Genomic DNA, 23,585 nt, shown 5'->3' with positions numbered 1-23,585 from the left:
CGCGGTTGTGAGGGGACCAGCGATTTTTGTTACTCGGTCACGCGAACCGCAGCCATCATGTCAGGGCGCCCGATGACCGCGCCGTTTGCGCCGGTCCCGCGCTTGATTGCGTCAACGATGTCCATGCCTTCGACCACCTCACCGACGACAGTATATTGACCGTTCAGGAAGTATCCCGGCTCGAACATGATAAAGAACTGGCTGTTGGCAGAATTGGGGTTCTGCGCACGTGCCATGCCCACCACACCGCGCTCGAACGGCACGTCAGAGAATTCGGCAGGGATATTGCCATATTCCGAACCACCAGTGCCAGCGCGGGTCATGTCCATGCCCATCACGCCGTTTTCCACATCACCGGTCTGGGCCATGAATCCGTCGATGACACGGTGAAAGACCACGCCGTCATAGCTGCCGTCGTTGGCAATCTTGGCGATTTGCTCGACGTGCAGAGGCGCGACGTCCTCGAAGAGGTCGATCACAATGGTGCCGTTTGCCTCGCCCTCAACATCAATTTCCAGACCGGTGGCAAGCGCGGGGCTGGCCAGCAACGCAAATGCGGCAGCGAGCTTATACATCGGCGGCCACCTTCACGCTGATCATCCGGTCAGGGTTCATTGGCGGCTCACCACGTGTAATCGCATCGACATGTTCCATACCGGAAATCACTTGCCCGTAGACGGTGTATTGGCCGTTGAGGAAGTCATTGTCCTTGAAGTTGATAAAGAACTGGCTGTTGGCAGAGTTGGGATTTGCAGAACGTGCTGCACCCAAAGTGCCACGCGCATGCGGGATGCGGCTGAATTCGGCTGGCAGGTCTGGCAAGTCCGACCCGCCTGTGCCTGCGCGGCCAAGGTTGAAGTCATTTTCCATATTGCCATGGGCCACATCGCCGGTCTGCGCCATGAATCCATCAATCACGCGGTGAAAGCAGACGTTGTCATATTTGCCTGCACGGGCGAGTTCTTTCATGCGCTCCGAATGCTGTGGGGCCACATCTGGCATCAATGCAATTACAACGTCGCCATCCTTGAGCGTCATGATGATGGTATTCTCTGGATCTTTGATCTCGGCCATGGGGCCCTCCTGCTATGTTTTCTTGCGCCAAGACATATGGTGCTGCGGAACGATTGCCAAGCCGCGGCGGTTGACGCCACAAGCGGATTGACGCAACACATGGCAAACCGACCAACCCCAAGGAGCAGCGCATGGCCTGGAAAACTCTCGACGACATGGATTTCAACGGCAAGCGCGCGCTGGTGCGTGTGGATATCAACGTGCCGGTCGAGAACGGCGAAGTCACTGACAAGACGCGGATCGAGCGTATCTGTGACACGGTTTATGACATTCAGGACAAAGGCGGAAAAGTGATCCTGATGGCCCATTTCGGACGGCCAAAGGGCAAAGTGGTCCCTGAGATGTCACTTGAGATTATCGCCCCTGCCGTTGCAGATGTGCTTGGCCTGCCAGTGACATGGGCCAACTCCGACTACCGTGAAGCGGTCAAGGAGATGGACGGCGACGAAGTGCTTTTGCTGGAAAACCTGCGTTTCAATCCCGGTGAGGAAAAGAACGACGCAGAATTCGCCAAACGTCTTGCCAGCCTTGGCGATATCTATGTGAATGACGCTTTCTCTGCGGCCCATCGCGCCCACGCCAGCACCGAGGCGATTGCCCGCCTGTTGCCGTCATGCGCTGGCCGCCTGATGGCCGAAGAGTTGGGTGCATTGGAAAAGGCGCTCGGCACGCCAGACCGGCCCGTCGTCGCGGTCGTGGGCGGTGCGAAGGTTTCGACGAAGCTCGACCTTTTGGGCAACCTCGTCACCAAAGTGGATGCCTTGGTGATCGGTGGCGGGATGGCCAATACGTTTCTTGCGGCGCAAGGCATTGATGTCGGTAAATCGCTTTGCGAGCATGATCTGGCAGACACCGCCCGAGAGATCGCTGGAAAGGCTGCGAAAGCTGGGTGCGAAATCCTGCTGCCGCGCGATGTGGTGGTCGCGCGTGAATTCAAGGCCGGTGCCGAAAACGAAACCGTCAAGGTTGAGGATTGTCCTGCTGACGCCATGATCCTTGATGCCGGGCCAGACAGCGTCGCCCATATCGTGCAGGTGCTTGAGCGGTCGAAAACACTCGTGTGGAACGGCCCTCTTGGTGCGTTCGAGATCGAACCGTTTGACGCCGCTACCAACGCCGCGGCCGCGCGCGCAGCAGCCCTGTCCAAAGCCGGCAAACTTGTTTCGGTGGCCGGTGGTGGTGATACGGTCGCAGCCCTCAACAAAGCGGGTGCGGCCAGTGAGTTCACTTATATCTCGACAGCCGGTGGTGCCTTTCTGGAATGGATGGAAGGCAAAGAACTTCCCGGTGTGGCGGCATTGAACGCCTGAGCCTTAACGGTCGTTTCTGGCGGCCTGCTTAGGCCGCTATGCGCAAAGGGTCCGGGGGTCTCTTGAGACGCCCTAACGGTACTGAACGCGGTCAAAAGCGGACGTTTGCGATAACATCGCAAGCGGTTGCGCTAACACATTTGCAAGTCTGCCACGCGCTGCCTATCGGTGTGGAAATACCAAGCTAACCCCGGGGGCCACGCCATGAAGACCACACGTATCGTTCAGAAAATCCTGTCCAACTACGAAGGCGAAACTCCAGGTGTGAAAGCAAACCTTGCCCGGATCATGATGACAGGAAAACTGGGCGGCACCGGCAAGATGATCATCCTGCCAGTCGATCAGGGGTTTGAGCATGGCCCTGCCCGTTCCTTTGCGCCAAACCCGCCTGCCTATGATCCACACTATCACTATCAGCTGGCAATCGACGCTGGTCTGAATGCCTATGCCGCGCCCTTGGGGATGCTGGAAGCAGGCGCAGACACCTTTGCCGGACAGATTCCGACAATCCTCAAGGTGAACTCCGCCAATTCGCTGATCCCGTCGGCTGCCCCAAAAACCCAGGCAATCACGGCCTCGGTTGATGATGCACTGCGTCTGGGATGCTCGGCCATCGGATTTACCGTCTATCCGGGTTCGTCAGCGGCCCTGAACATGTTCAGCGATATCGCAGAAATGCGCCGCGAAGCTGCTGCGAAGGGGATTGCGACAGTGATCTGGTCCTATCCACGTGGCGAAGCCTTGGACAAAGACGGCGAAACAGCCATCGATATTGCGGCCTATGCCGCCCAGATCGCGGCGCTGCTTGGCGCACATATCATCAAGATCAAACTTTCCACCGACCACCTCAGCCTCGGTGAAGCCCGCAAGGTCTATGAAAACGAAAAGATCGACATTGCCACACAGGCAGAGCGCGTTCGCCATTGTGTCCAATCCGCCTTCGACGGTCGGCGTCTGATGGTCTTCTCCGGTGGTGCGGCTAAGGGTGCCGATGCGGTCTATGACGATGCGCGCGCGATCCGCGATGGTGGCGGCAACGGGTCAATCATCGGGCGCAACAGCTTCCAGCGCGACAGGGCGGATGCGCTGGCCATGCTGGGCAAGCTTGTCGATATCTATCGCGGCAAGGCCTGAAGCCTCAGGTCAGATCTTTGACGAAGTAATGGAGATGGTCGCGCAGCATATGCTGATCGCGGTAGGTCGTCGTTTCTATCGGTTCTAAGACCTCACGAAATCCCAGTTTGGGATAGAGGTTTCGCATTTCGACATTCGGGGTCAGCGTATCGGCAACAAGGCGCTTTAGACCCATTTGCCGTGCCACGGCCTCCCGCAGTTCAATGATCTTGCGGCCTGTCCCTGTGCCACGCGCGGCCTCGGTCACAAAGACCCGCTTGAGCTCGCCGGTTTCGTCGTCGAGTGTCTTGAGCATACCGCATCCGACCGTGATGCCCTGCGCGTCGCGGGCAATCACAAGGCATCCCTTTGGTGGCATATAGTCATCAACATTCGCCCAGAACTCCGCCAAGGCGCTCTCGGGGGCCGAAGGATCGATTGCAAATCCCATGTCAGTCATGCGCTTGACGATGAGCGTGTAATACTGGGACAGGACGTCGTTGAGGTCCGCCTTCTCGGGCAGTGTGTCGCAAACCGTAACGGTGATTTCCTTGGGCATTTCACTCTCTCCGTCGGACAATGCGCGATCTTGCGCTGAATGGCCGGTCAGCAACGATAACGCTCTTCCATCAAGCCTGACTCTTATCGTGATCTGTCGCGTCCGGTTCGGTCAATATAATATGGCCCGCTGGCCTAGTTTTTTCTGCACAAGGGATTCCCTTTGCGATTCAAATATGCGATTCTCTTTCCAGTTGCCCGTCAGAGGCGACACAAGAGGCAGACCGATGATCCGACGCAGTGGCACCCAGCTAGGCGCGCTATTTTACTATCTCGGCATGATCATGCTGGGGGTGTATTTCACCTTTGCCGCTGTGCAAGGGGACTACGGCCTGTTCAAGCGGATCGAGGTCAATGCCGAAGGCGATGCGCTGCGCCAGGAACTCGCCGCGCTGCAATCAGAGGTCGCCGAAATGGAAAACCTGACAGCACGGCTGTCGGATCGTTTTCTCGATCTGGACCTTTTGGATCAACAGGCGCGCAATGTCCTTGGCTTGATCCGCGCCGACGAAATCGTCATCCGCTAATTCCAGTCAGTCACCAGACGCAACACGGCTATTCCGCTGACTTGTGACCGGACGTCACATTGCCACTCGCATTTTTGGAACGCATAGGATAAGGAATGGTTTAATACTAAACTATTTGAGATTTCGCTGGAGGAATGCACATGCCGCCAAAGAAGGCCGCCGCAAAACCCAACGTCTCGGCAGAGGAACTGCTCGGACATTATCGAGAAATGCTGCTCATCCGGCGCTTTGAAGAAAAGGCAGGCCAGCTTTACGGCATGGGGCTTATCGGTGGTTTCTGCCACCTCTACATCGGTCAGGAAGCGGTCGTCGTCGGACTGGAAGCTGCCGCCGAAGAAGGCGACAAGCGCGTTACATCCTACCGTGACCACGGGCATATGCTCGCCTGCGGCATGGACCCCAAAGGTGTGATGGCCGAATTGACCGGCCGCGAAGGGGGCTACTCTAAAGGTAAGGGTGGCTCGATGCACATGTTCTCGAAAGAGAAGCACTTTTACGGCGGTCACGGGATCGTCGCAGCACAGGTGCCACTGGGTGCAGGACTGGCGTTTTCTGACAAATACAAAGGCAATGACCGCGTGACCTTCACCTACTTTGGTGACGGTGCTGCCAACCAGGGTCAGGTCTATGAGACATACAACATGGCGCAACTGTGGGATTTGCCGGTCGTTTTCGTAATTGAGAACAACCAGTACGCCATGGGGACATCCGTCAAACGCTCCACCAAATCCCCTTCATTGTGGGAACGCGGAGCCGCCTACGGCATCAAAGGTGAAGAAGTCGACGGCATGAACGTCCTCGCTGTGAAAGAAGCTGGCGAACGCGCGGTGGCCCACTGCCGCTCCGGCAAAGGCCCCTACATTCTTGAGGTCAAGACATACCGCTATCGCGGCCATTCCATGTCGGACCCTGCAAAATACCGGACCCGCGAAGAAGTGCAGAAAATGCGTGACGAGCGCGACCCGATCGAACAGGTCCGCGATATGCTGCTGACCGGCAAACACGCGACAGATGATGACCTCAAGGCCATCGACAAGGAAATCAAGGCAATCGTCAATGACGCTGCCGAGTTCTCGAAAGAGAGCCCCGAGCCGCATCTGGATGAGCTTTGGACCGACATCTACGCAACCGAAATTCCGCAAGAGGCCTAAAGACATGGCAACCGAAATTCTTATGCCCGCCCTTTCGCCCACGATGGAAGAAGGCACATTGGCCAAATGGCTCGTGAAAGAAGGCGACACCGTCTCTTCCGGCGATATCATGGCTGAAATCGAAACCGACAAGGCCACGATGGAATTCGAAGCTGTCGATGAAGGGATCGTCGGCAAAATTCTGATCGCCGAAGGCACCGAAGGCGTGAAGGTGAATACACCGATCGCAATCCTTGTAGAAGAAGGCGAAGACGTTCCTGCCGAAGGCGCGTCCCCTGCTGCGAAAGAGGATGAGGCCGAAGCAGAAGCGCCCGAAGCCGAACATGCCGAGGCGCCGGCCTCAACAATTCCTGCCGCACCAATGGCCGACACGACCCCTGACTGGGATGCGGATGTCGAGGTCAAGCAAACGACCGTGCGCGAGGCGCTCCGTGATGCCATGGCCGAGGAAATGCGCCGCGACGAGGACGTGTTCCTCATGGGTGAGGAAGTGGCCGAGTACCAAGGCGCCTACAAGATTTCCCAAGGTTTGCTGGACGAATTCGGCGCCAAGCGCGTGATCGACACCCCCATCACAGAGCATGGATTTGCCGGGATCGGTGTGGGTGCGGCCTTTGGCGGCCTGAAGCCGATTGTCGAATTCATGACTTTCAACTTCGCCATGCAAGCCATTGACCACATTATCAACTCTGCCGCCAAGACACTCTACATGTCAGGTGGTCAGATGGGTGCTCCGATGGTCTTCCGTGGCCCGAACGGTGCTGCTGCCCGCGTGGGTGCGCAGCACTCTCAGGACTACGCCGCATGGTATATGCAGGTGCCGGGCCTTAAGGTCGTGATGCCCTACTCAGCTGCTGACGCGAAAGGTCTGATGAAGACCGCAATCCGCGACCCGAACCCTGTGATCTTCCTCGAAAACGAAATCCTCTACGGCAAATCTTTTGACGTGCCGGTCATGGATGATTTCACCATTCCCTTCGGCAAGGCCAAGATCGAACGCGCCGGTGATGACGTGACCATCGTCAGCTTCGGTATCGGCATGACCTACGCGCTGGAAGCGGCAGAGAAACTTGCCGAGGACGGCATCAACGCCGAGGTCATCAACCTGCGCTCGCTGCGCCCGATGGACACCGCGACGATCCTGAACTCTGTGCGCAAGACAAACCGCTGCGTCACAGTCGAAGAAGGCTGGCCGCAGGGCAGCGTTGGCAACTACATCTCCAGCGTGATCATGCAAGAGGCATTCGACTACCTAGACGCACCCGTGATCAACTGCACCGGCAAGGATGTGCCAATGCCTTATGCCGCAAACCTTGAAAAGCACGCGCTTGTCACGACCGCCGAAGTCATCGACGCCGTGAAACAAGTCACCTACCGTTAAGGAGCCAGAGCAATGCCAACAGAAATCCTGATGCCCGCCCTGTCCCCCACAATGGAGGAAGGCACGCTGGCCAAATGGCTCGTCAAAGAAGGTGACACCGTATCGTCCGGCGATGTCATGGCCGAGATTGAGACCGATAAGGCCACCATGGAGTTCGAGGCCGTCGACGAAGGCACAATCGGCAAGATTATCGTGGCCGAAGGCACCGAAGGCGTGAAGGTCAACGATGTGATCGCCATTCTGCTTGAGGACGGCGAGAGCGCGGATGATATCGGCGAAACGCCGAGCAAATCCGATGATGCCTCTTCCAATGCTGCCCCGGCAGAAGCAAGCGACAAGACCGCACCCGAGAAGGGCTACGGCCGCGGCGAGACAGACGCGACCCCTGCACCTTCGGCACCCTCGAAAGATGGTGAGCGGATTTTTGCAACACCACTCGCCCGCCGTATTGCAGCCGACAAGGGCCTTGATCTGAAAGACATCAAAGGCTCCGGCCCGCACGGGCGCATCATCAAGGCCGATGTCGAGAACGCGAAACCTGGCGCGAAGACAGCGGCTGAACCGGCTGCAAAGGCCGATGCGCCTGCCGCGGCGACACCTGCTGGGGCTGCAATGGCAGCGGGCCCGTCGACAGACGCAGTGGTCAAGATGTACGACGGCCGCCCCTTCGAAGAGGTCAAACTCGACGGCATGCGCAAAACCATCGCCGCCCGCCTGACCGAGGCCAAGCAATCCGTGCCGCACTTCTATCTGCGCCGCGATATCATGCTGGACGATCTGTTGAAGTTCCGCAGCCAGCTAAACAAACAGCTCGAACCGCGCGGCGTAAAGCTGTCGGTCAACGACTTCATCATCAAAGCCTGCGCGTTGGCCCTCCAGCAGGTGCCTGAGGCGAATGCCGTCTGGGCGGGCGACCGCACGTTGAAGTTTGAAAAATCCGACGTTGCTGTCGCTGTCGCGATCGAAGGCGGCCTGTTCACGCCGGTCCTGAAGGACGCAGAAATGAAGTCCCTCTCCGCCCTGTCGGCAGAGATGAAGGACCTCGCCTCGCGTGCTCGCGACCGCAAACTGGCCCCGCATGAATATCAGGGCGGCAGCTTTGCGATTTCGAACCTCGGCATGTTCGGTATCGATAACTTTGATGCGATCATCAACCCGCCACATGCGGCCATCCTCGCCGTCGGTGCGGGTGTGAAAAAGCCGATTGTGGGTGCCGATGGCGAATTGACGGTCGGCACGGTCATGTCAACGACGCTCTCGGTCGATCACCGTGTGATCGACGGTGCGCTTGGCGCGAATCTGTTGCAGGCGATCAAGGACAACCTTGAAAACCCGATGACCATGCTCGCCTAAAGCATGAAAATAGAAAGAAAACGCCGGCCTTCGAGCCGGCGTTTTTGTTTCTACGACTGGCGGTCAGTGCGATGAGGCTTGCCGCGTCTAACTTTAATACCGGCCCCAAAATATCCCCGCCGGAGGCATCTTCCCTCTCAAAGAGGTGCGCCACCGCGATCAGAACGGCAGGCCTACATCACCGTTTTCAGGATCTGGTCCATGGTCAGAGACGGCTGCGAACAGCCTGCTTCGCCGACGATCTTCGCTGGAACACCGGCGACGGTCTTTTTGGCCGGTACGGCCTCCAGCACGACGGATCCTGCCGCGATGCGGCTGCAATCACCGATCTTGATGTTGCCAAGCACATGGGCACCGGCACCAATGAGGACACCGTTCCCGATCTTGGGATGACGGTCATCGTCCTCTTTGCCCGTTCCGCCAAGCGTCACGGAATGCAGCATCGACACATTATCACCGACAACCGCTGTCTCGCCGACAACGATTGAGTGGGCGTGGTCGATCATGATACCTTTACCAATCCGTGCCGCCGGATGGATATCAACACCGAACATTTCCGACGTCCGCATCTGGATGAAATAGGCCATATCCTTACGATCCCGCTGGTAGAGCCAATGCGCCAGACGGTAAGACTGCACGGCCTGATACCCTTTGAAGAACAAGAGTGGTTTCATCAACCGGTGGCAGGCAGGATCGCGGTCGTAAGTCGCAACCAAATCGGCCCTCGCGGCCTCGACGAGTTCAGGTGAGGTACGATAGGCCTCATCAGCAATCTCGCGCAGGATTTGCTCCGACATTTCCGGCGATCCCAGTTTCATCGAAATCCGGTAGGCCAATGCCCCTTCAAGTGATTTATGATGCAAAATCCCCGCGTGGATCAAACCACCCATCAGCGGCTCTTTCGCCACGGCTTCCTCTGCCTCGGCACAAATCCGGTGCCAGACAGGGTCAAGCTGGGTCAGGTTCGGCTGGACTTGTGGCATGGCGCGCTCCTCGCATCACTTTGGGCCTTTGGTGTAATGCACATAGGGGCTGCAAGCCAAGAATAAACCTGTGATCTGCTATTTCACATTTTGTGATTGACCGTATTTTGCGTCTAAACCCTTCAAAACGAAGCCTAATGCCGCCAGAGTTTCCGGCTTAGCCCATTCTGGCCTAGCAGCAAGCGGGTGCTGCATAGCCGCTGACATCAGGGTCCCCGCGCCAAAAGACGGATGCAACTTGCCTGTCTTTGCGCGAAAGCTGTCCGCGATTGCGGCATCACCCAGCAGCTTGACCGCAAACGCCTCCCGGTCCTCCTGCGGGTGACGCACAATCGCCCGCACCGCAACTTCCAGATCAGCCAGTGTCACAGGTCTCATAGATCAGTGCTGACATAATTCATCGGACCGGCCCCAAAGCGTGCCGATATCTGTGCCACGCCCAGTTCACAGCTTCCAACGATGCCGTCAGCCGCCCGCATAGCGGCAGTATAAGCCCAACTTGGGTCCGGGACGGTCGTTTCGCGGATGATTGTATTGCCTTGCCGGACACGCACCAGATAGGATTCGATGTCTTCACCCAGCGGCACATCAATCCCGTCCCATTGATCACCATCCACCCGCGTACACCTGACCCAAGTCAAAAGCACATCGCCAGCGATCTCGCGCGCCCGTAGATGCACAACCGGGTATGGCCTTAGGCCGACACCAGCAAAAGTGTTGGCGACGTACCGATAACTCGCGTCCGTCATGGGTTGCGTCGCCGGACCAAACCTGAAGTGCCGTGCGGTCCCTCTCGCTGCGCTCGGCAAATCGAGTTGGCGCAGAGCCCCGTTAATCACAACCACATGCGTTCCAACCGGCCAGCTTGACGGTATCTGCAACCCCGTGCCCTTCAGGCCTCGCAAGAACCCCGACAGCACAAATCCACCAGGCGCAGGCGTCGCATTAAGAAATTGCATCACTTCCCAGCCATCAGTTTGACCGTTCCCAATCGCGATAGTGTTGGCGCCGCCGAGAAGGGCTTCTGCTGTGGCCGAACTCAAAGAGCCTTGCGCAAAGCGCACCCGCAAACTCACCCGCTGCCACAGGCCGACAGCTGCAGAAGGCAGCGCGGTTTCGGTGACGCCAACCATCGCTGGCTGATCATAAAGACCCTCAAGCTGATAGTCGCTATCCTGCGCTGCCGTATAAAGTGCCACGGTTCCGGGCCAGGGTGCACCGTAGGCCGCCACATGCGGCGCATGCGGAATTTCGTCCCCTGTCAAAAGAGGCAGGTCCATCAGCAGAACATTAGCCGGCACCGGGCCTGTATAGGAGGCACGAAGACCCGATGACATCTCGGGACCTGAATGCATAGCACGCATCTGCGGTATGACCCGCTCTGCCTCGACCGAACGCGTGCTAGCATCTTCTATCCGCGAAATGCGATAATGCGCATCGCCAAGCTGCACCAGATCACCTGCACCAAGTCCCTGCGCCGATGGCGGCAATGCAAATGCGATATGTTCCCGCTGAACGCGTGCTTCCTGCAACCACCGCTGCACACAGCGCGCGCCCTCGGCACCGGTCAGCGCCAGCGGCAGGACGCTTCGCTCAACGCGCGGGTCCGTCTCGTCCGGCAAGGCGGCTTCGCGGGCGACCGGCGCATAATCCCCATCAGCATCGAAAAACCCGATCTGTAACCGCCCTGTTCTCTCTGCCTCTCCATTTCGGACTGATCGCAGTGCCTGATCGGTCTCAGGGTCTCTTGCGAGCCTTTCAGGATCGAGCACCAAACCGGCGCGATCATACTGGCTTTGGAACACCAGAACGCCATTCTTCTCGAATGCGTCAAAGCCGTAGGCCAACATCAGAGGTTGCAACCCTGCCCGACCGGTCTCCACCCCGCGCGCTTGGCATCCGCGCACGACGCCATAAAGCGCGGAGACGTCAAAATGGGACACACCGGAACGCGTACAAATTTCCGCAACCACAGAGGCAAGACTGCGGCTGCTGGCGCGACCGTTCAACGTAGCTGAGGTTTCGTAACTCGCGCCATCCGCCCAGCTATTCCGGTCATTTGGAAAAAACGGGAACGGGCGCACATCCCAATGCCGCGCGTGGCACCGCGCCAGATCAATCATCCGCGCCCCATAGACGTCAGAAACGGGGTTGTTGTTTGCATCGCAGAAGTGGTCGCGGACGGCCCGTAGGTACTGCATCTGCATCAGATCATCGCGCTGCCCGTTTGACCCTTGCGGCAAGTCAATGCCGTCCCGCACAGGATCGGGGTGGTTTGCCCCAAGCGCGACCGCTTCACAGCCGTAGGCGGTAAACCACAAAGGCTTTCCCTGTGGTGTCCAGACGGTTGGCGTAGTCTTGCGCACGCCACCCACGCGCGGGTGATGCGCGCTTTCCCACCAGCCGCGCAAATCTTTCTTGCGCCAAACCCAGTGTTCTCCATCGGGGTCGATGACCGGAACCCTGCGTTGCGCGGCACGCGCCTCAGGCGTGGGATAGATCCAGTCATAACCTTCGCCACCGGCAACATTGTCTTTCAGATACGCCGGATTATGGATGACACCCGCATGCGCATCGGCATGGTCTGTCCCCTCTCGCCAGTCTGCCAAAGGGATACGCAGATTGATCCCGACAAAGTCGATCTCATTGTCTGCCCAAAGCTGGTCCAACGGAAAAAACCGATCTTCTGTGCCAGGTGGCGTGTCGCCCAGCGCCTCGTCGCCGTCAGCGGCATAGCCAATCAGGCAATCTGGTCCAAGAATAAGCCGCACATCTTGGGCAAGGCGTTGCAACGCCTCCACCGCTGGAAAGGCACCCTGATCATCACGGACCGGTGTCAGCCCGGCCAGATCAGTCCCAATCAGAAAACTGTCGACGCCCCCCGCTTGGCTTGCAAGAAAGGCGTAGTGCAGAACCAATTGCCGGTAACCCCCCGTCGCAGGTCCGGTGTAACTGACCGACTGCCCTGAGACGGCAAAGTCATCAGCTTCAGCGTCGCCGAAAAACGCGTCAATCTCATCAGCGGCAATTTGGGACCTGTCAGATGTGCCATCCCGACTACGCGCTTTTGACAAGGTGACGCGGCCAACCCAAGGCGCTGGAGCCTGCTCGTCTTCACCCCACGGGTCTGGAAGGCCATTGCCGGTCTGCTGGCGCATTTTCAGAAGCGGTTGCAACACCACACGCTTTCCCCGCTGGGTTAGATCGGCGATGGCTTCGATCACTGCCGCGTCAGAGGGGGTGCCAGCCGTTCCGGATGGCAAGACATTCGCAGCCGCGCGCTCCACTCCGCTGACCCGCCAAGGCATTGCCGTGGCCTCGATCAGATCTTCCGCAACCATCGGCGCAATCTGACAGACAGCGCAGCGCAGATCGTCGCCAAACCAGACCACAGGTAGGACAACCGAGTCGACTGCTGGCAGGTCGCCCTCCAATGCGTCCACAGATACGGCAAAATCACTTCCACCCAAGGGGGAGTGTGTGTTCAGCGCATATTGGACGCTGTCAGCACCCCACCCGTGAAGCTGGCTGGTGGCAAGCGCGTATTCCCCGGTTCCTTCGCCAAGGACGACACCGCGCAGGTCACCCCAGACCTCGTCCGCAGCACTGCGCATTACCTCGAATGTCAGATGCGGAATGCGGTTCCCGAACTGACCGAGAGGCAGGTCTTCCAGCACGACGTAGGCGGTGCCGCGATAAGCTGGCGCAAATGCGTCACCTTCGATCGCCGCGATGAGGGGATCAGGCAATTGATCAGATGTGCCTTGATAGAGCCGCATATTCAGCTGCTGCGGTGAAATCTCGGTGCCGTCAGCCCAGACCCGACCAACGCGAGACAGGACGCCCTCGCACAATGCGATGGCAAGGCTCACGGTATAGCGGTAACTCGTCGTGACAGGTGCCGGTTTGCTCCCTTTGCCACCACCGCCGGTAGTCGTCGTCTCTTCCCGGAACTCGGACGCCCATATGACCTGTCCTGCAACACGCATACGGCCGTAGATGCGCTGAACATCTGCACCCTCGGCAGCACCTGTCAGGCGCAACCCGTCGAGCCGTCCGGTCTCGACCGCCGCACTGCCCTGCCCTAAGAGCTGCTGGTCAATTCTTTGACCCAATGCGGCACCCGCTGCCCGGCCAATAGTTGCCATCGACAGTCCCAGAACGGACCCACCAACGGACCCGCCCAGCGCCATACCTGCTGCCGAAAGTGCAATGGTAGCCATATTCTAACCTTTCAGAGGAAATTCAAATCGCGCGCTGACACGACGACGCCAGGGCTCAGACAGCGGGCTCTCAACGACCCCGTGTCCGCTATAGGCATGGATAAAAGACGGTGCTGGCCCAGTTGCACTCAGCACACCGAGGTGTTTCGCAACCGCACCGCGGCGCATCCTGAAAAGCAGAACCTGCCCTTCCTGCCATGCACCATCTGTGCGCCGCAAATGGCGCATGGCTGCGCGGTAAAGCTGCTCATCACCCTGTGGTTCTGACCAATCGCTCGTGTAGGCAGGGATCACTTCGGGTTCAGCACCGTAAAGTGCACGCCAAATGCCACGCAACAGACCCAGACAATCACACCCCACACCGGCAACCGAGGCCTGATGCAGATATGGCGTCCCCAGCCAGCGCCGCGCCTCTGTCACAACAGCATCATTCATCGCACGAGGCTCCGGCCAGTGTTGCTGGCACCGGTGCGCGGCACTGACATCAACCAGTCATCTCCGGGCATATCAGGAAACCCGCGGAAATTGAGAAAGTTTGCGAACTTGTCACGACAGGTTTCTGCACGCTTGTCACACCCAGCGGTCAGCCTGAGTTGATCACCCGTTTGAGGCACAATTTCAAACGGTGCCCAAAGTGAGATCAGCCGCGTCCCGGACACGGTTTCATCAGCCAGAATTGCTTGCCTGAGGCCTTTTGCAGGGCCACTCAACACCTCACAGATCCCTTGTGAGAACCAGCCTTCCGCAAATCCATCCGCTTCCAGCGGAAAGACCACAGAAGCCAGATCGTCGACAAGCGTCTGGTCGGTCATAAATTCTGGTCCTGTCAGCGCAATGCCGCAGGCCGCATCACCCAGACCTGCATCGCATGTCCGCATGTAAGTCCGTCCCACCGGCTGGTTGAGTGGCGCGGCAAGCCCCACCAACTCGGCCTCGAACGCCCCATCGCTGCGAGAGATTTCACCAATCGCCCCGCGAAACAGGATCTCTCGCGCCGCGACCTGATCCCATTGAACCAGCCAGATTGTCACTTCGGCACCATCGAAACGCCCCGCGACAATATCGGTGTCGGTAATCCGGTCATCAGACAGAACACCCATGGCCGCCGTGTTATCAACGGACAGGCCTGTGCTCCGCACCATTGCGCGGGTAGAAAGCCCGCCCTGCGGGGAAAACGTATATCCCCCGAACTGCAAAGGCCGATCATGGTCGGTGAAGGCGAAGCGGACCCCGTCCTTGCGTTTCACAGCCCAGGCGCGACAGCTATGGGTGACACCTGTTGCCAGATGCGTATGCAATGCTTTTCGGCTCATAACCTGATCTCCACAACGGGAATGTCGGGGATCTCACCGGCGGCAAAGCGTGACGCCGCGATCTGGATGCGGTCAGTGTCAAAACGGACAGGCACATCAAAGGCAAACCCGGCGCGAACCTCCGCGCCAAGATCAGGCGGTGATGAAAAGGTGATCAGACCATCGGTGAAGTCGAGCGCGTAATCACTGCCCTCAACCATCGGAACGCCGCCAACAGATACCTGCACGGACCCCGCCACAGGCTTCGCAATCGGGCGCTGATAAACCTGATCCCCTGAGCGGTAGGTTTTCAACAGCTGAAACACAGTCTGGTGTTCGTCGCCCAGCCCCAGCAACTGATCATCCGCTGCAATGTCCTTTGAGGGCAGGCACGACTTGTGGTCACTCCAGTCCTTCCACCGAAACCCGATCAGCTGCCCTTGCCGCGCCTCAAAGAACGCGATCAGGTCAGCCACATCATCCATGGACCGCAGCCCCAGCCCGGCATCGTATCTTCGGCGTGAATGCGCCCAGGGCGTGTTCCGTTCTTCAAACCCGTTGGAAAGGGTCACAATCTCGGTGCGTCGCTCCGGCCCGCCCAATGCGCCCAAGCTAAGCGACGCGGGAAATCTGATTTCATGGAAGGTCATTGTGGCTCCTAAAGATGGCGTCGGCTGCGCGACAAAGCCCGCGACAGACGGGCGGCAACCTGTGACGAGCTACGCTGGAAACCCGCCACATCAGGCGTCGAGATATTCATATTGACTGTGATGTGGCCCGCTCCGCCGCCGCGCACGCCCAGAGATCCGTCTGGCCCGCGGGCAAGAGGCATGATCGCTTCCGGTCCGGCTTCACCCATCAGTCCGGTACCTCCGCGCATCGGAAAGACCGTTGGGGTGCTGACGACACCACCTTTCGCAAATGGCATGACCCGCCCTTGGTGGAACGTGCCTCCATCAGCAAAGGGCATCAGACCGGCAACCCCCGAATTCAACCCATCAGCCAGCAAACCACCAAAGTGATCGGTCACAGGCGTTACCGCCGCGCGATAGACCGTGGCAGACATCTTTTCTGCCAATCCGCCGAGGACGTCGGTCAGACTCCGCCCCCCCAGCACAACACCGTCAAAAGCCTGACGCAGACCCGCTGAAAAGCCGCGCTCAAGATTGCCAAGATCGCGTGTCGTAGCACCCAAGGTCGATTGAACATCGCGCAACTGCCCCTCAAACGCGGCTGTCATAGCCGAGGTATCGCCAAGCGCACGTTCCAGTGCGGAGACATCGCTTTCCAAGACATCGAGCGCATCAATTTCATCCATCAAACTCATCCTTTTCAAGGTCAGGGAAGGCGGCAATCAAATCATCAAACCGGGCACGCAGCATGGGCGCAGAACCATCGGCAAGTCCCAGCATCAGCTGCAGTTCACAGGGGGTCAGTGACCAGAACACATCGGGCGTGAGCTGCAACCGGTGCAGCCCTGCTTCCATTAAGCCCCGCCAGTCCATGCTTAGTCCTCGGGGGTGGCAAAGGCGCGCGCCAGAAGCATAGCCGCTGCACGTGCCGCACCTATCGGCCCGCCAGCGATCTCGGCCTGCAGCAAATCAGCCGCCTGCCCTGCCCAACCGCCACCGCGGAGCCCTGCAACGATCACCGCCAGCACATCGGCACTGGCAAAGGCCCCTTCCTCGAAACGGCGCACCAGATCGACCAACGATCCCGCAGCAAGCCCCGCCTCAAGCTCGGCCAAAGCACCAAGCGTCAGCTTGCAGTCGTAAGACGCACCATCAATCACGACCTGCACTTCTCCGGCATAAGGATTGGCCATCACAGGATCGCCACGAAGGACAGCGGCCCTGCTGACGCGAGCGAGATTTCATATGTCGCCTCGCCGTTGTGCGATCCGGCATATTCAATCGCGGTGATCTGGAACCGGCCCTCTATCGTGCCAAAATCGGGAACGATCACCTGAAACTCCGGTGTTTCACCATCAAAGAAGATCTGCCGCGCACGTTCGTCAGTGGCCGCGTCCTTGAACACACCGGCACCAGAGATCGCCGCCGTTTTCATCCCGGCCCCACCCAGAAGCTCACGCCACCCTCCGGTGCTCTCCAGTGATGTCACATCAACCGGCTCTGCATTCAGGCTCAGGCGCGTCGCCCGCAGCCCCGCGACCGTTTGAAACGATCCGCCGCCCGTCATGTCGATCTTGACCAAAAGGTCCTTGCCGTTTTGTGCAGCCATGCCGCTTTCTCCTTCAATGAAGTGGTTGTTCAGGTGTCGTCAGAAACGCGCGCATGAAAGGTCAGGTTGATCTGCCGCTGCGCGCCGGTCCCCACACGCAAGGCACGCGCCTTTGCAAAATTCAGGGCCACAAGCCGCCCCCGATCGAGCGGAAGAGACGCATCGACGAGGGCATCACTGATGGCCGCCGCCGCTGCTTTCGCGGCAGCGAAACCGGCATGATCGCTCACAACAGAAATGACGAAGCGGTGCTCTGCGCCTTGGCCTGTCTGATCAGAGGCATCCCGCACCTCCTCGGCACCCAGGACCACGTAAAGGGCTGGCAACGCGCCTTCCGGCAAGGCATCGTAAATCGCCTCGCCGACGACTGCGGCCAAGGAAGGGTCTGCACCTAGACGCGCATAAACGGCGGATTGCAAAGCTGCGGCCATCCCATAACTCATGGGGCCACCTCCTCTAGCGCATGACAGGTCAGGAATTGCCCGTGCGATCCCGCGTCGGAAACAGCATGAATGCTGAAAACGCGCGTGCCTTCGACGAACCGCTGTCCGGCCTTGGGACGCGATACGGCCCCAACAGGGGCGGCCCTGACTGTGATCCTCAGCGGCACCCGCGACAGCACTGCCTGACCTTGCGCCATCTCCCGACCACGGCCAGCTTTGACCTCGGCCCACAAGACGCCCAAAGGCTCCCAGGTCCGGCTAAACCCGCCTGCGCCATCGGCGACGCGCTGTGGTGCTTCGAGGATTAGAGAACGGTTCATCAACGGATCAGCCATGCGCACCCCCCATGAATAGGCGCAAGTGGCGGTAGCTCTCGATCAGCGCGCGCACCATTTCCGGCATCGCAACAGCGGTCGCAGCGGCAAAGCGATTGTCATAGTAGTGTCCGGCCAGAATGATCACCGCTTGGGCAAGATCACGCGGCAGGTCGGTCCAGTCAGGCCCGTAGCCTGCGGTCATCACGACACGCACTTGCCCGCCTTGCGGAACAAGCGGAAGGTCACCGCCAAGCGGACGCACCGTGGGACGGTGCTGATCGGGCTCCAGAAACCAGCTGTCTGGATCAACCGTGCGTTCCGCACCATGTCTGTCAATCAGCACGACAGACGCCACATCTGTCACCGGCGAAACGGGCAGAACCTGCCCTGCTGGATCGCGCCACTGGTGCAGCACCCATGAAAACTCACGCGCAATCAGGATCTTGCCGGTTCGTGCCTCGATCGCGGCCAGCGCCGCACGCAAATGCGTCTCAAGCAACCCGTCTTGCGTGGCATCATCGGCAAACCCCTTGCCCAGGCGCAAATGCTCTTTGAACTGCTCGACCGGCAAAGCCGCCTGGCTCACATGGGTCACTTCGATTAACATCATGGAATTGCTCCGACATCACAGGGCCTTGAAAGAAACCTCCGGGCACTGCCCCTCGCACTGCTCGGACGGAAGGGAATGCTAGACAATGCGAAGGATTGCCTTGCGTGCCCGGAGGGGCGGCAAGGACCAACGCCCTTGCCTGTTCGCAGATCACCCTCAGATGGCCGCGAATTTCATCAGCTTGATCGCTGCAAAGTCGCTCACCGCGCCGCCAACGCGCTTGGTGGCATAGAACAGGACATGCGGTTTGGCAGAAAACGGGTCGCGCAAGACACGCAAGTCAGGACGTTCAGCCACCGTGTAGCCTGCCGTAAAATCACCAAAGGCAATGGCCATGGCATTGTCGGCGATATCCGGCATGTCTTCGGCAATCAGAACCGGATACCCCAGCAAGCGTGCAGGTTCGCCCAGCGCCAGACCGTCCGCCCAGACAAAGCGGCCATCATTGTCTTTCAGCTTGCGCACATGGCCCGCAGTTTTGGAGTTCATCACGAAAGTCGCATTGGCGCGGTAATTGGCACCAAGCGCATACACCAGATCAATGATCGGATCGGCGCGTGTGATGCTGCCCGCCGTCTCTGAGGGCACATACCCCAGACTGCCCCAGGTCCACGCGTTCTCGGCGACCTTTGCATGGGAGAGGAAACCCATCGGCTTATCCACACCATCACCATTGATGAAGGCCGCAGCCTCTGACCGGGCGAACTTGTCCGCAATCCGGCCAGCAAGCCACCCTTCGATATCAAACGCACTGTCATCCAGCAGCCGTTGCGAGGCTTTGGGCAAGGCCGACAGCTCATGCAGCGGAATAGTGATCCGCTCGATCTGCGGGGTATCGGTCTCAGCCGTCGCAGCAGTTTCTGTGGCCCATCCAGCACCCATCTCGGAATGATCGACCAGCACGTCAAACGACGTGGCATCGACGTTCACGACATTCGCAATCGACCGGATCGAGGCGGTCGAGGAAAGCGTGCTCTGGATCGTCGCTGCTGTCTGCGGATCAACAAGATACCCGCCGTCTGCGGCAACGGCAGTGCTCATCGCCTTGCCCTCGATCTCAAGGCCGCGCAGCGCATCGTCATCACCAGAGCGCAAATAGGCGGCAAAGGCCTTCTGGTGCGGCGCTTCTGCCACTGCAGCCTGCGCCAACGCAGGGCGTGCGGTCATCATCGTCTTTCGGTCAAGCTTGGTCATTCGTTTATCCTGCTCTTGAAGTTGGGATTTCACGTCTTGGGAAAACGCTTTGAAATCAGTCACGAAGCCGGTCATGGCCGCGGTGAGTTCTTGGGCTGGGGACAAATCTTCCCCGGCCCGGGACTTGGTCTCGGTCTTTGTCATCTGATTGTCCTTCTTGGATTACTCTTGAGGATGGTTGAGGCTGGCGCGCGCCGCCGCAAAGGCTTCGGTCAGCAGCGCCATCGAACTGACCTCGGTCTCATCGGCCTTGGCACCGACACGGGCCTCAGACAGCATCGGAAACGTCACCAGCGAAACTTCCCACAATTCAAGTTCGGTCAGATGGCGTTGCCCGCTTTGGTCCTTTGTGGCGCGCAATGTCCGGTATCCAATCGACAGCCCGTCAATTGCGCCCGCAGCGATCAGTGATGCCGCTTCGCGCCCTTTGGCCACGTCGGTCAGCAAACGCCCCTTGACCCACAGACCCTTGGCATCCTCGCGCACCTCGTCCCAGACGCCGATTGGCTGGGCCGGATCGTGCTGCCAAAGCATCTTGACCCCATGCCCCTTGGCGAGTGACCCCGCATAAGCTCCGCGCTCAACGATATCGCCACCCTGATCAATCGCCCCGAAAAGCGAAGCATAGCCGCTGATCGTTGTGCCATCTGTGACGGCAATCTCGCCGCCGCTGGTGCAAAACTTGTGTTCCAGTTTCATAGACGTCCCTCGCTTAGCACTTTCACAATTTCCAGGATCAACAACCCTGCGCTGGCGCAGACGACAGTCCAGATCGCGCGCTCCAATCGGCCAACCATGGCCTCGATCCGGCCCAGCCTGTGATCCACCTGCGCAAACCAGAAATCGGGCACTGGTGGCGCAACGGGGTGCGGCCGCCCGGAGATATCAATCACCTTAGGATCCATGGCCGACCTCCATCGCTGGCAAGCCAAGCAAGTGCCGCTTTTCCGCGTCACTGAGGAAGGCCGCATCGGACACACGCCGCCACTGGGCATCGCGCTCTGCAGACAGCGCCGGCACCTGATCCAGATCGGGGCGCAGGAAAATCTCCTCTCCTGCAAATTCCGAAAGCCACGCACCCAGCGATCCAAGCACCCGCGAAATCAGCGGCAGCACCGTCAGGCGATAGAAGGCGCGGTTCGCCTCCTGATAATTGGCGTAGGTTGCATCCCCCGGAATACCGAGAATCATCGGCGGCACGCCAAAGGCGACTGCAATCTCGCGCGCGGCGGCTTCCTTCGTTTTCTGAAATTCCATATCAGACGGTGAAAAGCCCATCGGCTTCCAGTCCAGCCCGCCTTCCAGCAACATGGGCCGGCCTGCATTCCGCGCACCTTGGTGCTGCGTCTCCATTTCCATCAGCAGACGATCATACTGGTCTGGGGTGAGGGACGACTGCCCGTCAGACCCGCCATAAACAATCGCCCCGGAGGGCCGCGCAGCATTGTCCAGCAAAGCCTTCGACCAGCGCGATGCCGCGTTATGCACGTCTATTGCGGCAGCAGCCGCCGTCAGCGCGGTCATGCCATAGTGATCATCTTGAGGATGGAAGCTCTTGATGTGACAAACCGGGCTTTGCGCCTCAACCACCGCAAACCGATGCTTGCGCCCACCCACGGCATAGTCAAAGGCAACCGGCCAACCATCCGTTCCTGGCACGACCGACATCCGGTCGGAGCGCAGCACATGCAACTCATCAGGAAAGCCCTCTGCGCCAGCCGCCTCGACATACCCATTGCCGGTCAGCAGGATCTGACCGATCAGCGCCTCAAAAAGTTCCGCCCGGCCCTGCGCCACATTGGGGCGCTGCAAAAGCGCCTGCACGGGATGCACATCAAACCGCTGGTTCGTATCCTGCACGATGACAGGCATGGCCGCTGCGGCCTCTGCGATCAGCTTGACGGCGCGAAACCCGATGGGGTTACCCGTAAAGCCTGCCTTGGTCAGTGAGGCCACATCACGCGGGCTCCAGACCACACGCCCTGCAGCGCCCAAGGCCGCAACGCGGCCAGCAGCTGAGGCTTTGACAGCAGGCGGGGCATCTTGCGCTTGCCTGCGGATCGTCCATCCAAACATTCAAATCTCCTCATTGCCGGTCGGCTGATGTGTCTGCTGTTCTCGCAAAACAATCTGCCACCAAGGTCTGAGGAAATTGCCACCCCACCGTGCGGGGTGGCACGCAACACCGCTAAAGCGTGCGAATCTGTGGGTGACGCCAGCTGGCCGCAGGCGCAACCATCAGGTCGTGCAAAGCCCAGACAAGCGCATCCACCCTGTCAGGCGATCCACGACCCGCAAAACCGCCAGCCGACATCTGCACCATCTGGTCCTCCAGTTGGTCGAGGCCACCCAAGTGGAACACGCGGGATTGCTCGTAAAGTGCCGCAATCGGCTCTGCCCTTGCAGCCTTGCCACGGGCGGCATGAACGGCACGATAGGGCACAAGCGGGTCCACTTGTCGCAAGACAGCCTCCACCATGTCACCGCCCTGATTGACCTCGGCAACCAGACGGTCGGCCCCATGCCGATGAAAAGCCGCCACCGCCGCCTGCGCCCAACCGTTTGGACCAAGGCCGCTGACAGTGGCATCCTCCAGCACAAAGGCGCGCCAGTCCTGCACAGACCCATGCATGGTAACACCTGCCACGATGATCCCGCAGGCATCGCCGCTCGACCCACCCGGCGGATCGACGGCGACCACGATCCTGTCAAGCGCAGGCGGCGCTCCCACCCGTAGCGCATCCAAGGCGGCGCGTGACCACAAAGCGCCCTCGACCTCACCCAGCAGTTCTCCTGCAATCTCCTGACGGCCCAGCGTCGTGCCACCATAGCGGGCCTCGATCTCGTGCAGGAAACTGTCGGCAAGATTGGCCCGATTGGCTTGCGTCGGCGCATGGGTGCACGCCGTCGAAGGTTGCGCAAGCAGGCTCTCAAGCAGTGACAGGCGGCGCGGGGTGGTCGTCACACAGGCCCGCGGATCATCACCGAGCCGTAGCCCGAATTGCAGCATATCCCACGCCTCCTGCGCGCGCTTCCACTTCGCCAGCTCATCAGCCCAAAGCGCATCAAACTGACGGCCCCGCAAGGCCTCAGGATCATGGGCGGACAAAAGTTGCGCCTCAGCCCCGTTGGGCCAGACAAGCAACCGCCGCCCCGCGATCCACTCCGGTTTGCGGTCAGGTGGACAAAGCGCCAGAAGTCCGCTCTCGCCAAAGACCATCACCTCGCGCGCCTGATCCATCGTCTCGCCCACCAGTCCCAAACGGCGCGCCCGACCTGCGGCATGGGGTGTGGCCCCTTCAACCATGGTGCGGACCCACTCGGCCCCGGCACGGGTCTTGCCTGCCCCGCGCCCGCCCAGGATCACCCAGGTCCGCCAATCACCTACCGGCGGATGCTGATGCTCCAGCCCCCAGAAATCAAAAAGATACGGGAGGGCTGCGGTGTGATCGGAATGCAATTTCTCCAGAAACATCGTCCGCGTCTTGCACGGCACGGATGCGATCAAGCCTGCGCCCGATCTCAGCACGGATGGCGTCAAAGTCGAGGGCCTCAGGCCCATCTTTTTGTCCAAGTGAGTCATGATAGGCCTTCTCCTGTTCAAGGACTTTGATGTGCGCTGTCTGTAGTTCTCCGATCTTTTTCAAAACGTCCGCAGGCTTGGTGCCCTCACCTGCGCGCAGTTGTTCCAGCATCTCTTCAAGGGTTTGCCTGATTGCGTGAAACAGCTTGTTGATTTCGGCCAAACGCATGGCCGCATCCTGCGCAGCCGGTGCTGCGCTTCTGTCTTTCTCTGTCATGGTAGTCTGCCTGTT

28 protein-coding genes are annotated in these 23,585 nt (G+C 59.4%); 6 read left to right on the top strand and 22 right to left on the bottom strand.

What is annotated here, in order from left to right; all coding sequences use genetic code 11:
* Positions 1–29: 29 nt before the first annotated feature.
* Together BM316_RS04935 and BM316_RS04930 are read right to left on the bottom strand one after the other, a co-directional pair.
* Positions 30–575: a peptidylprolyl isomerase gene (locus BM316_RS04935; RefSeq protein ID WP_090204703.1), complete on the bottom strand. Its 546-nt coding sequence runs from the start codon at positions 573–575 to the stop codon at positions 30–32.
* A complete protein-coding gene (locus BM316_RS04930; protein WP_090204700.1) occupies positions 568–1,074 on the bottom strand; it encodes a peptidylprolyl isomerase in 507 nt (168 codons plus the stop codon). Before BM316_RS04930 ends, BM316_RS04935 begins: the two co-directional genes overlap by 8 nt.
* 131 nt (positions 1,075–1,205) lie before the next feature.
* On the opposite strand from BM316_RS04930, the gene BM316_RS04925 reads away from it, so the two are divergent.
* Positions 1,206–2,384: a phosphoglycerate kinase gene (locus BM316_RS04925; protein WP_090204697.1), complete on the top strand. Its 1,179-nt coding sequence runs from the start codon at positions 1,206–1,208 to the stop codon at positions 2,382–2,384.
* 204 nt (positions 2,385–2,588) lie between these two features.
* Positions 2,589–3,518 (top strand): class I fructose-bisphosphate aldolase, encoded by a 930-nt coding sequence (locus BM316_RS04920; protein ID WP_090204694.1) that lies wholly within the window; start codon positions 2,589–2,591, stop codon positions 3,516–3,518.
* Between the two features lie 4 nt (positions 3,519–3,522).
* Here the strand turns inward: BM316_RS04920 and BM316_RS04915 are convergent, their stop codons facing one another.
* Positions 3,523–4,056 carry a GNAT family N-acetyltransferase gene (locus BM316_RS04915; protein WP_090204691.1) on the bottom strand — a complete coding sequence of 178 codons (534 nt, stop codon included), beginning with the start codon at positions 4,054–4,056 and terminating at the stop codon, positions 3,523–3,525.
* Positions 4,057–4,282: 226 nt separating this feature from the next.
* Here BM316_RS04915 and BM316_RS04910 point away from each other — a divergent pair, with 226 nt between their 5' ends.
* From BM316_RS04910 to BM316_RS04895, 4 genes are all read left to right on the top strand, one after another.
* Positions 4,283–4,582, top strand: a complete 300-nt coding sequence (locus BM316_RS04910; RefSeq protein WP_207493621.1) for an FtsB family cell division protein — start codon at positions 4,283–4,285, stop codon at positions 4,580–4,582.
* A 140-nt stretch (positions 4,583–4,722) separates the two neighbouring features.
* Positions 4,723–5,733, top strand: a complete 1,011-nt coding sequence (gene pdhA / locus BM316_RS04905; protein WP_090204688.1) for a pyruvate dehydrogenase (acetyl-transferring) E1 component subunit alpha — start codon at positions 4,723–4,725, stop codon at positions 5,731–5,733.
* 4 nt (positions 5,734–5,737) lie between these two features.
* Entirely contained in the window at positions 5,738–7,114 is a 1,377-nt protein-coding gene (locus BM316_RS04900; protein WP_090204685.1) for a pyruvate dehydrogenase complex E1 component subunit beta, read from the top strand.
* A 12-nt stretch (positions 7,115–7,126) separates the two neighbouring features.
* Entirely contained in the window at positions 7,127–8,467 is a 1,341-nt protein-coding gene (locus BM316_RS04895) for a pyruvate dehydrogenase complex dihydrolipoamide acetyltransferase (protein ID WP_090204682.1), read from the top strand.
* 173 nt (positions 8,468–8,640) lie between these two features.
* On the opposite strand, the gene cysE is transcribed toward BM316_RS04895, so the two are convergent.
* From cysE to BM316_RS16800, 19 genes are all read right to left on the bottom strand, one after another.
* Entirely contained in the window at positions 8,641–9,450 is an 810-nt protein-coding gene (cysE, locus tag BM316_RS04890) for a serine O-acetyltransferase (RefSeq protein WP_090204680.1), read from the bottom strand.
* Between the two features lie 78 nt (positions 9,451–9,528).
* Positions 9,529–9,828 carry a DUF7742 family protein gene (locus BM316_RS04885; RefSeq protein WP_090204677.1) on the bottom strand — a complete coding sequence of 100 codons (300 nt, stop codon included), beginning with the start codon at positions 9,826–9,828 and terminating at the stop codon, positions 9,529–9,531.
* Complete coding sequence (locus BM316_RS04880) at positions 9,825–13,673, bottom strand: baseplate multidomain protein megatron (RefSeq protein WP_090204674.1); 3,849 nt, start codon at positions 13,671–13,673, stop codon at positions 9,825–9,827. Before BM316_RS04880 ends, BM316_RS04885 begins: the two co-directional genes overlap by 4 nt.
* Positions 13,674–13,676: 3 nt before the next feature.
* Positions 13,677–14,108 (bottom strand): C40 family peptidase, encoded by a 432-nt coding sequence (locus BM316_RS04875; RefSeq protein WP_090204671.1) that lies wholly within the window; start codon positions 14,106–14,108, stop codon positions 13,677–13,679.
* Positions 14,105–14,986: a phage/gene transfer agent baseplate hub protein gene (locus tag BM316_RS04870; RefSeq protein ID WP_090204668.1), complete on the bottom strand. Its 882-nt coding sequence runs from the start codon at positions 14,984–14,986 to the stop codon at positions 14,105–14,107. Before BM316_RS04870 ends, BM316_RS04875 begins: the two co-directional genes overlap by 4 nt.
* Positions 14,983–15,615 (bottom strand): DUF2460 domain-containing protein, encoded by a 633-nt coding sequence (locus tag BM316_RS04865; RefSeq protein WP_090204665.1) that lies wholly within the window; start codon positions 15,613–15,615, stop codon positions 14,983–14,985. Before BM316_RS04865 ends, BM316_RS04870 begins: the two co-directional genes overlap by 4 nt.
* 8 nt (positions 15,616–15,623) lie before the next feature.
* Positions 15,624–16,283 carry an RcGTA-type gene transfer agent tail tape measure protein gene (locus BM316_RS04860; RefSeq protein WP_090204662.1) on the bottom strand — a complete coding sequence of 220 codons (660 nt, stop codon included), beginning with the start codon at positions 16,281–16,283 and terminating at the stop codon, positions 15,624–15,626.
* Complete coding sequence (locus BM316_RS04855; protein WP_090204659.1) at positions 16,276–16,470, bottom strand: rcc01693 family protein; 195 nt, start codon at positions 16,468–16,470, stop codon at positions 16,276–16,278. Before BM316_RS04855 ends, BM316_RS04860 begins: the two co-directional genes overlap by 8 nt.
* Before the next feature lie 2 nt (positions 16,471–16,472).
* Positions 16,473–16,790, bottom strand: coding sequence for a gene transfer agent family protein (locus BM316_RS04850; RefSeq protein ID WP_090204656.1), 318 nt, complete (start codon positions 16,788–16,790; stop codon positions 16,473–16,475).
* Entirely contained in the window at positions 16,790–17,206 is a 417-nt protein-coding gene (locus BM316_RS04845) for a phage major tail protein, TP901-1 family (RefSeq protein ID WP_090204654.1), read from the bottom strand. Before BM316_RS04845 ends, BM316_RS04850 begins: the two co-directional genes overlap by 1 nt.
* Positions 17,207–17,235: 29 nt before the next feature.
* Positions 17,236–17,649, bottom strand: a complete 414-nt coding sequence (locus tag BM316_RS04840) for a DUF3168 domain-containing protein (protein ID WP_090204651.1) — start codon at positions 17,647–17,649, stop codon at positions 17,236–17,238.
* Positions 17,646–17,984, bottom strand: coding sequence for a head-tail adaptor protein (locus BM316_RS04835; protein ID WP_090204648.1), 339 nt, complete (start codon positions 17,982–17,984; stop codon positions 17,646–17,648). The genes BM316_RS04840 and BM316_RS04835 overlap by 4 nt, the downstream gene beginning before the upstream one ends.
* A complete protein-coding gene (locus tag BM316_RS04830; protein WP_090204647.1) occupies positions 17,977–18,576 on the bottom strand; it encodes a head-tail connector protein in 600 nt (199 codons plus the stop codon). Before BM316_RS04830 ends, BM316_RS04835 begins: the two co-directional genes overlap by 8 nt.
* Before the next feature lie 156 nt (positions 18,577–18,732).
* Positions 18,733–19,914 (bottom strand): phage major capsid protein, encoded by a 1,182-nt coding sequence (locus BM316_RS04825; protein ID WP_090204645.1) that lies wholly within the window; start codon positions 19,912–19,914, stop codon positions 18,733–18,735.
* Between the two features lie 18 nt (positions 19,915–19,932).
* Positions 19,933–20,469, bottom strand: a complete 537-nt coding sequence (locus tag BM316_RS04820; protein ID WP_090204642.1) for an HK97 family phage prohead protease — start codon at positions 20,467–20,469, stop codon at positions 19,933–19,935.
* The gene (locus BM316_RS04815; RefSeq protein WP_090204641.1) at positions 20,466–20,675 is read right to left on the bottom strand and encodes a hypothetical protein; all 210 of its coding nucleotides are present in this window, start codon (positions 20,673–20,675) and stop codon (positions 20,466–20,468) included. Before BM316_RS04815 ends, BM316_RS04820 begins: the two co-directional genes overlap by 4 nt.
* Positions 20,665–21,846, bottom strand: a complete 1,182-nt coding sequence (locus BM316_RS04810; RefSeq protein ID WP_090204638.1) for a phage portal protein — start codon at positions 21,844–21,846, stop codon at positions 20,665–20,667. The genes BM316_RS04815 and BM316_RS04810 overlap by 11 nt, the downstream gene beginning before the upstream one ends.
* Before the next feature lie 112 nt (positions 21,847–21,958).
* Entirely contained in the window at positions 21,959–23,245 is a 1,287-nt protein-coding gene (locus tag BM316_RS04805; RefSeq protein WP_242649757.1) for a DNA-packaging protein, read from the bottom strand.
* Entirely contained in the window at positions 23,190–23,570 is a 381-nt protein-coding gene (locus BM316_RS16800) for a hypothetical protein (protein WP_242649754.1), read from the bottom strand. The genes BM316_RS04805 and BM316_RS16800 overlap by 56 nt, the downstream gene beginning before the upstream one ends.
* Positions 23,571–23,585: the final 15 nt, after the last annotated feature.

This window comes from Yoonia litorea, assembly GCF_900114675.1.
Taxonomy (GTDB): Bacteria; Pseudomonadota; Alphaproteobacteria; order Rhodobacterales; family Rhodobacteraceae; genus Yoonia; species Yoonia litorea.
The sequence above is the reverse complement of the archived record's forward strand: the minus strand, read 5'-3'. Positions and strand labels throughout refer to the sequence as shown.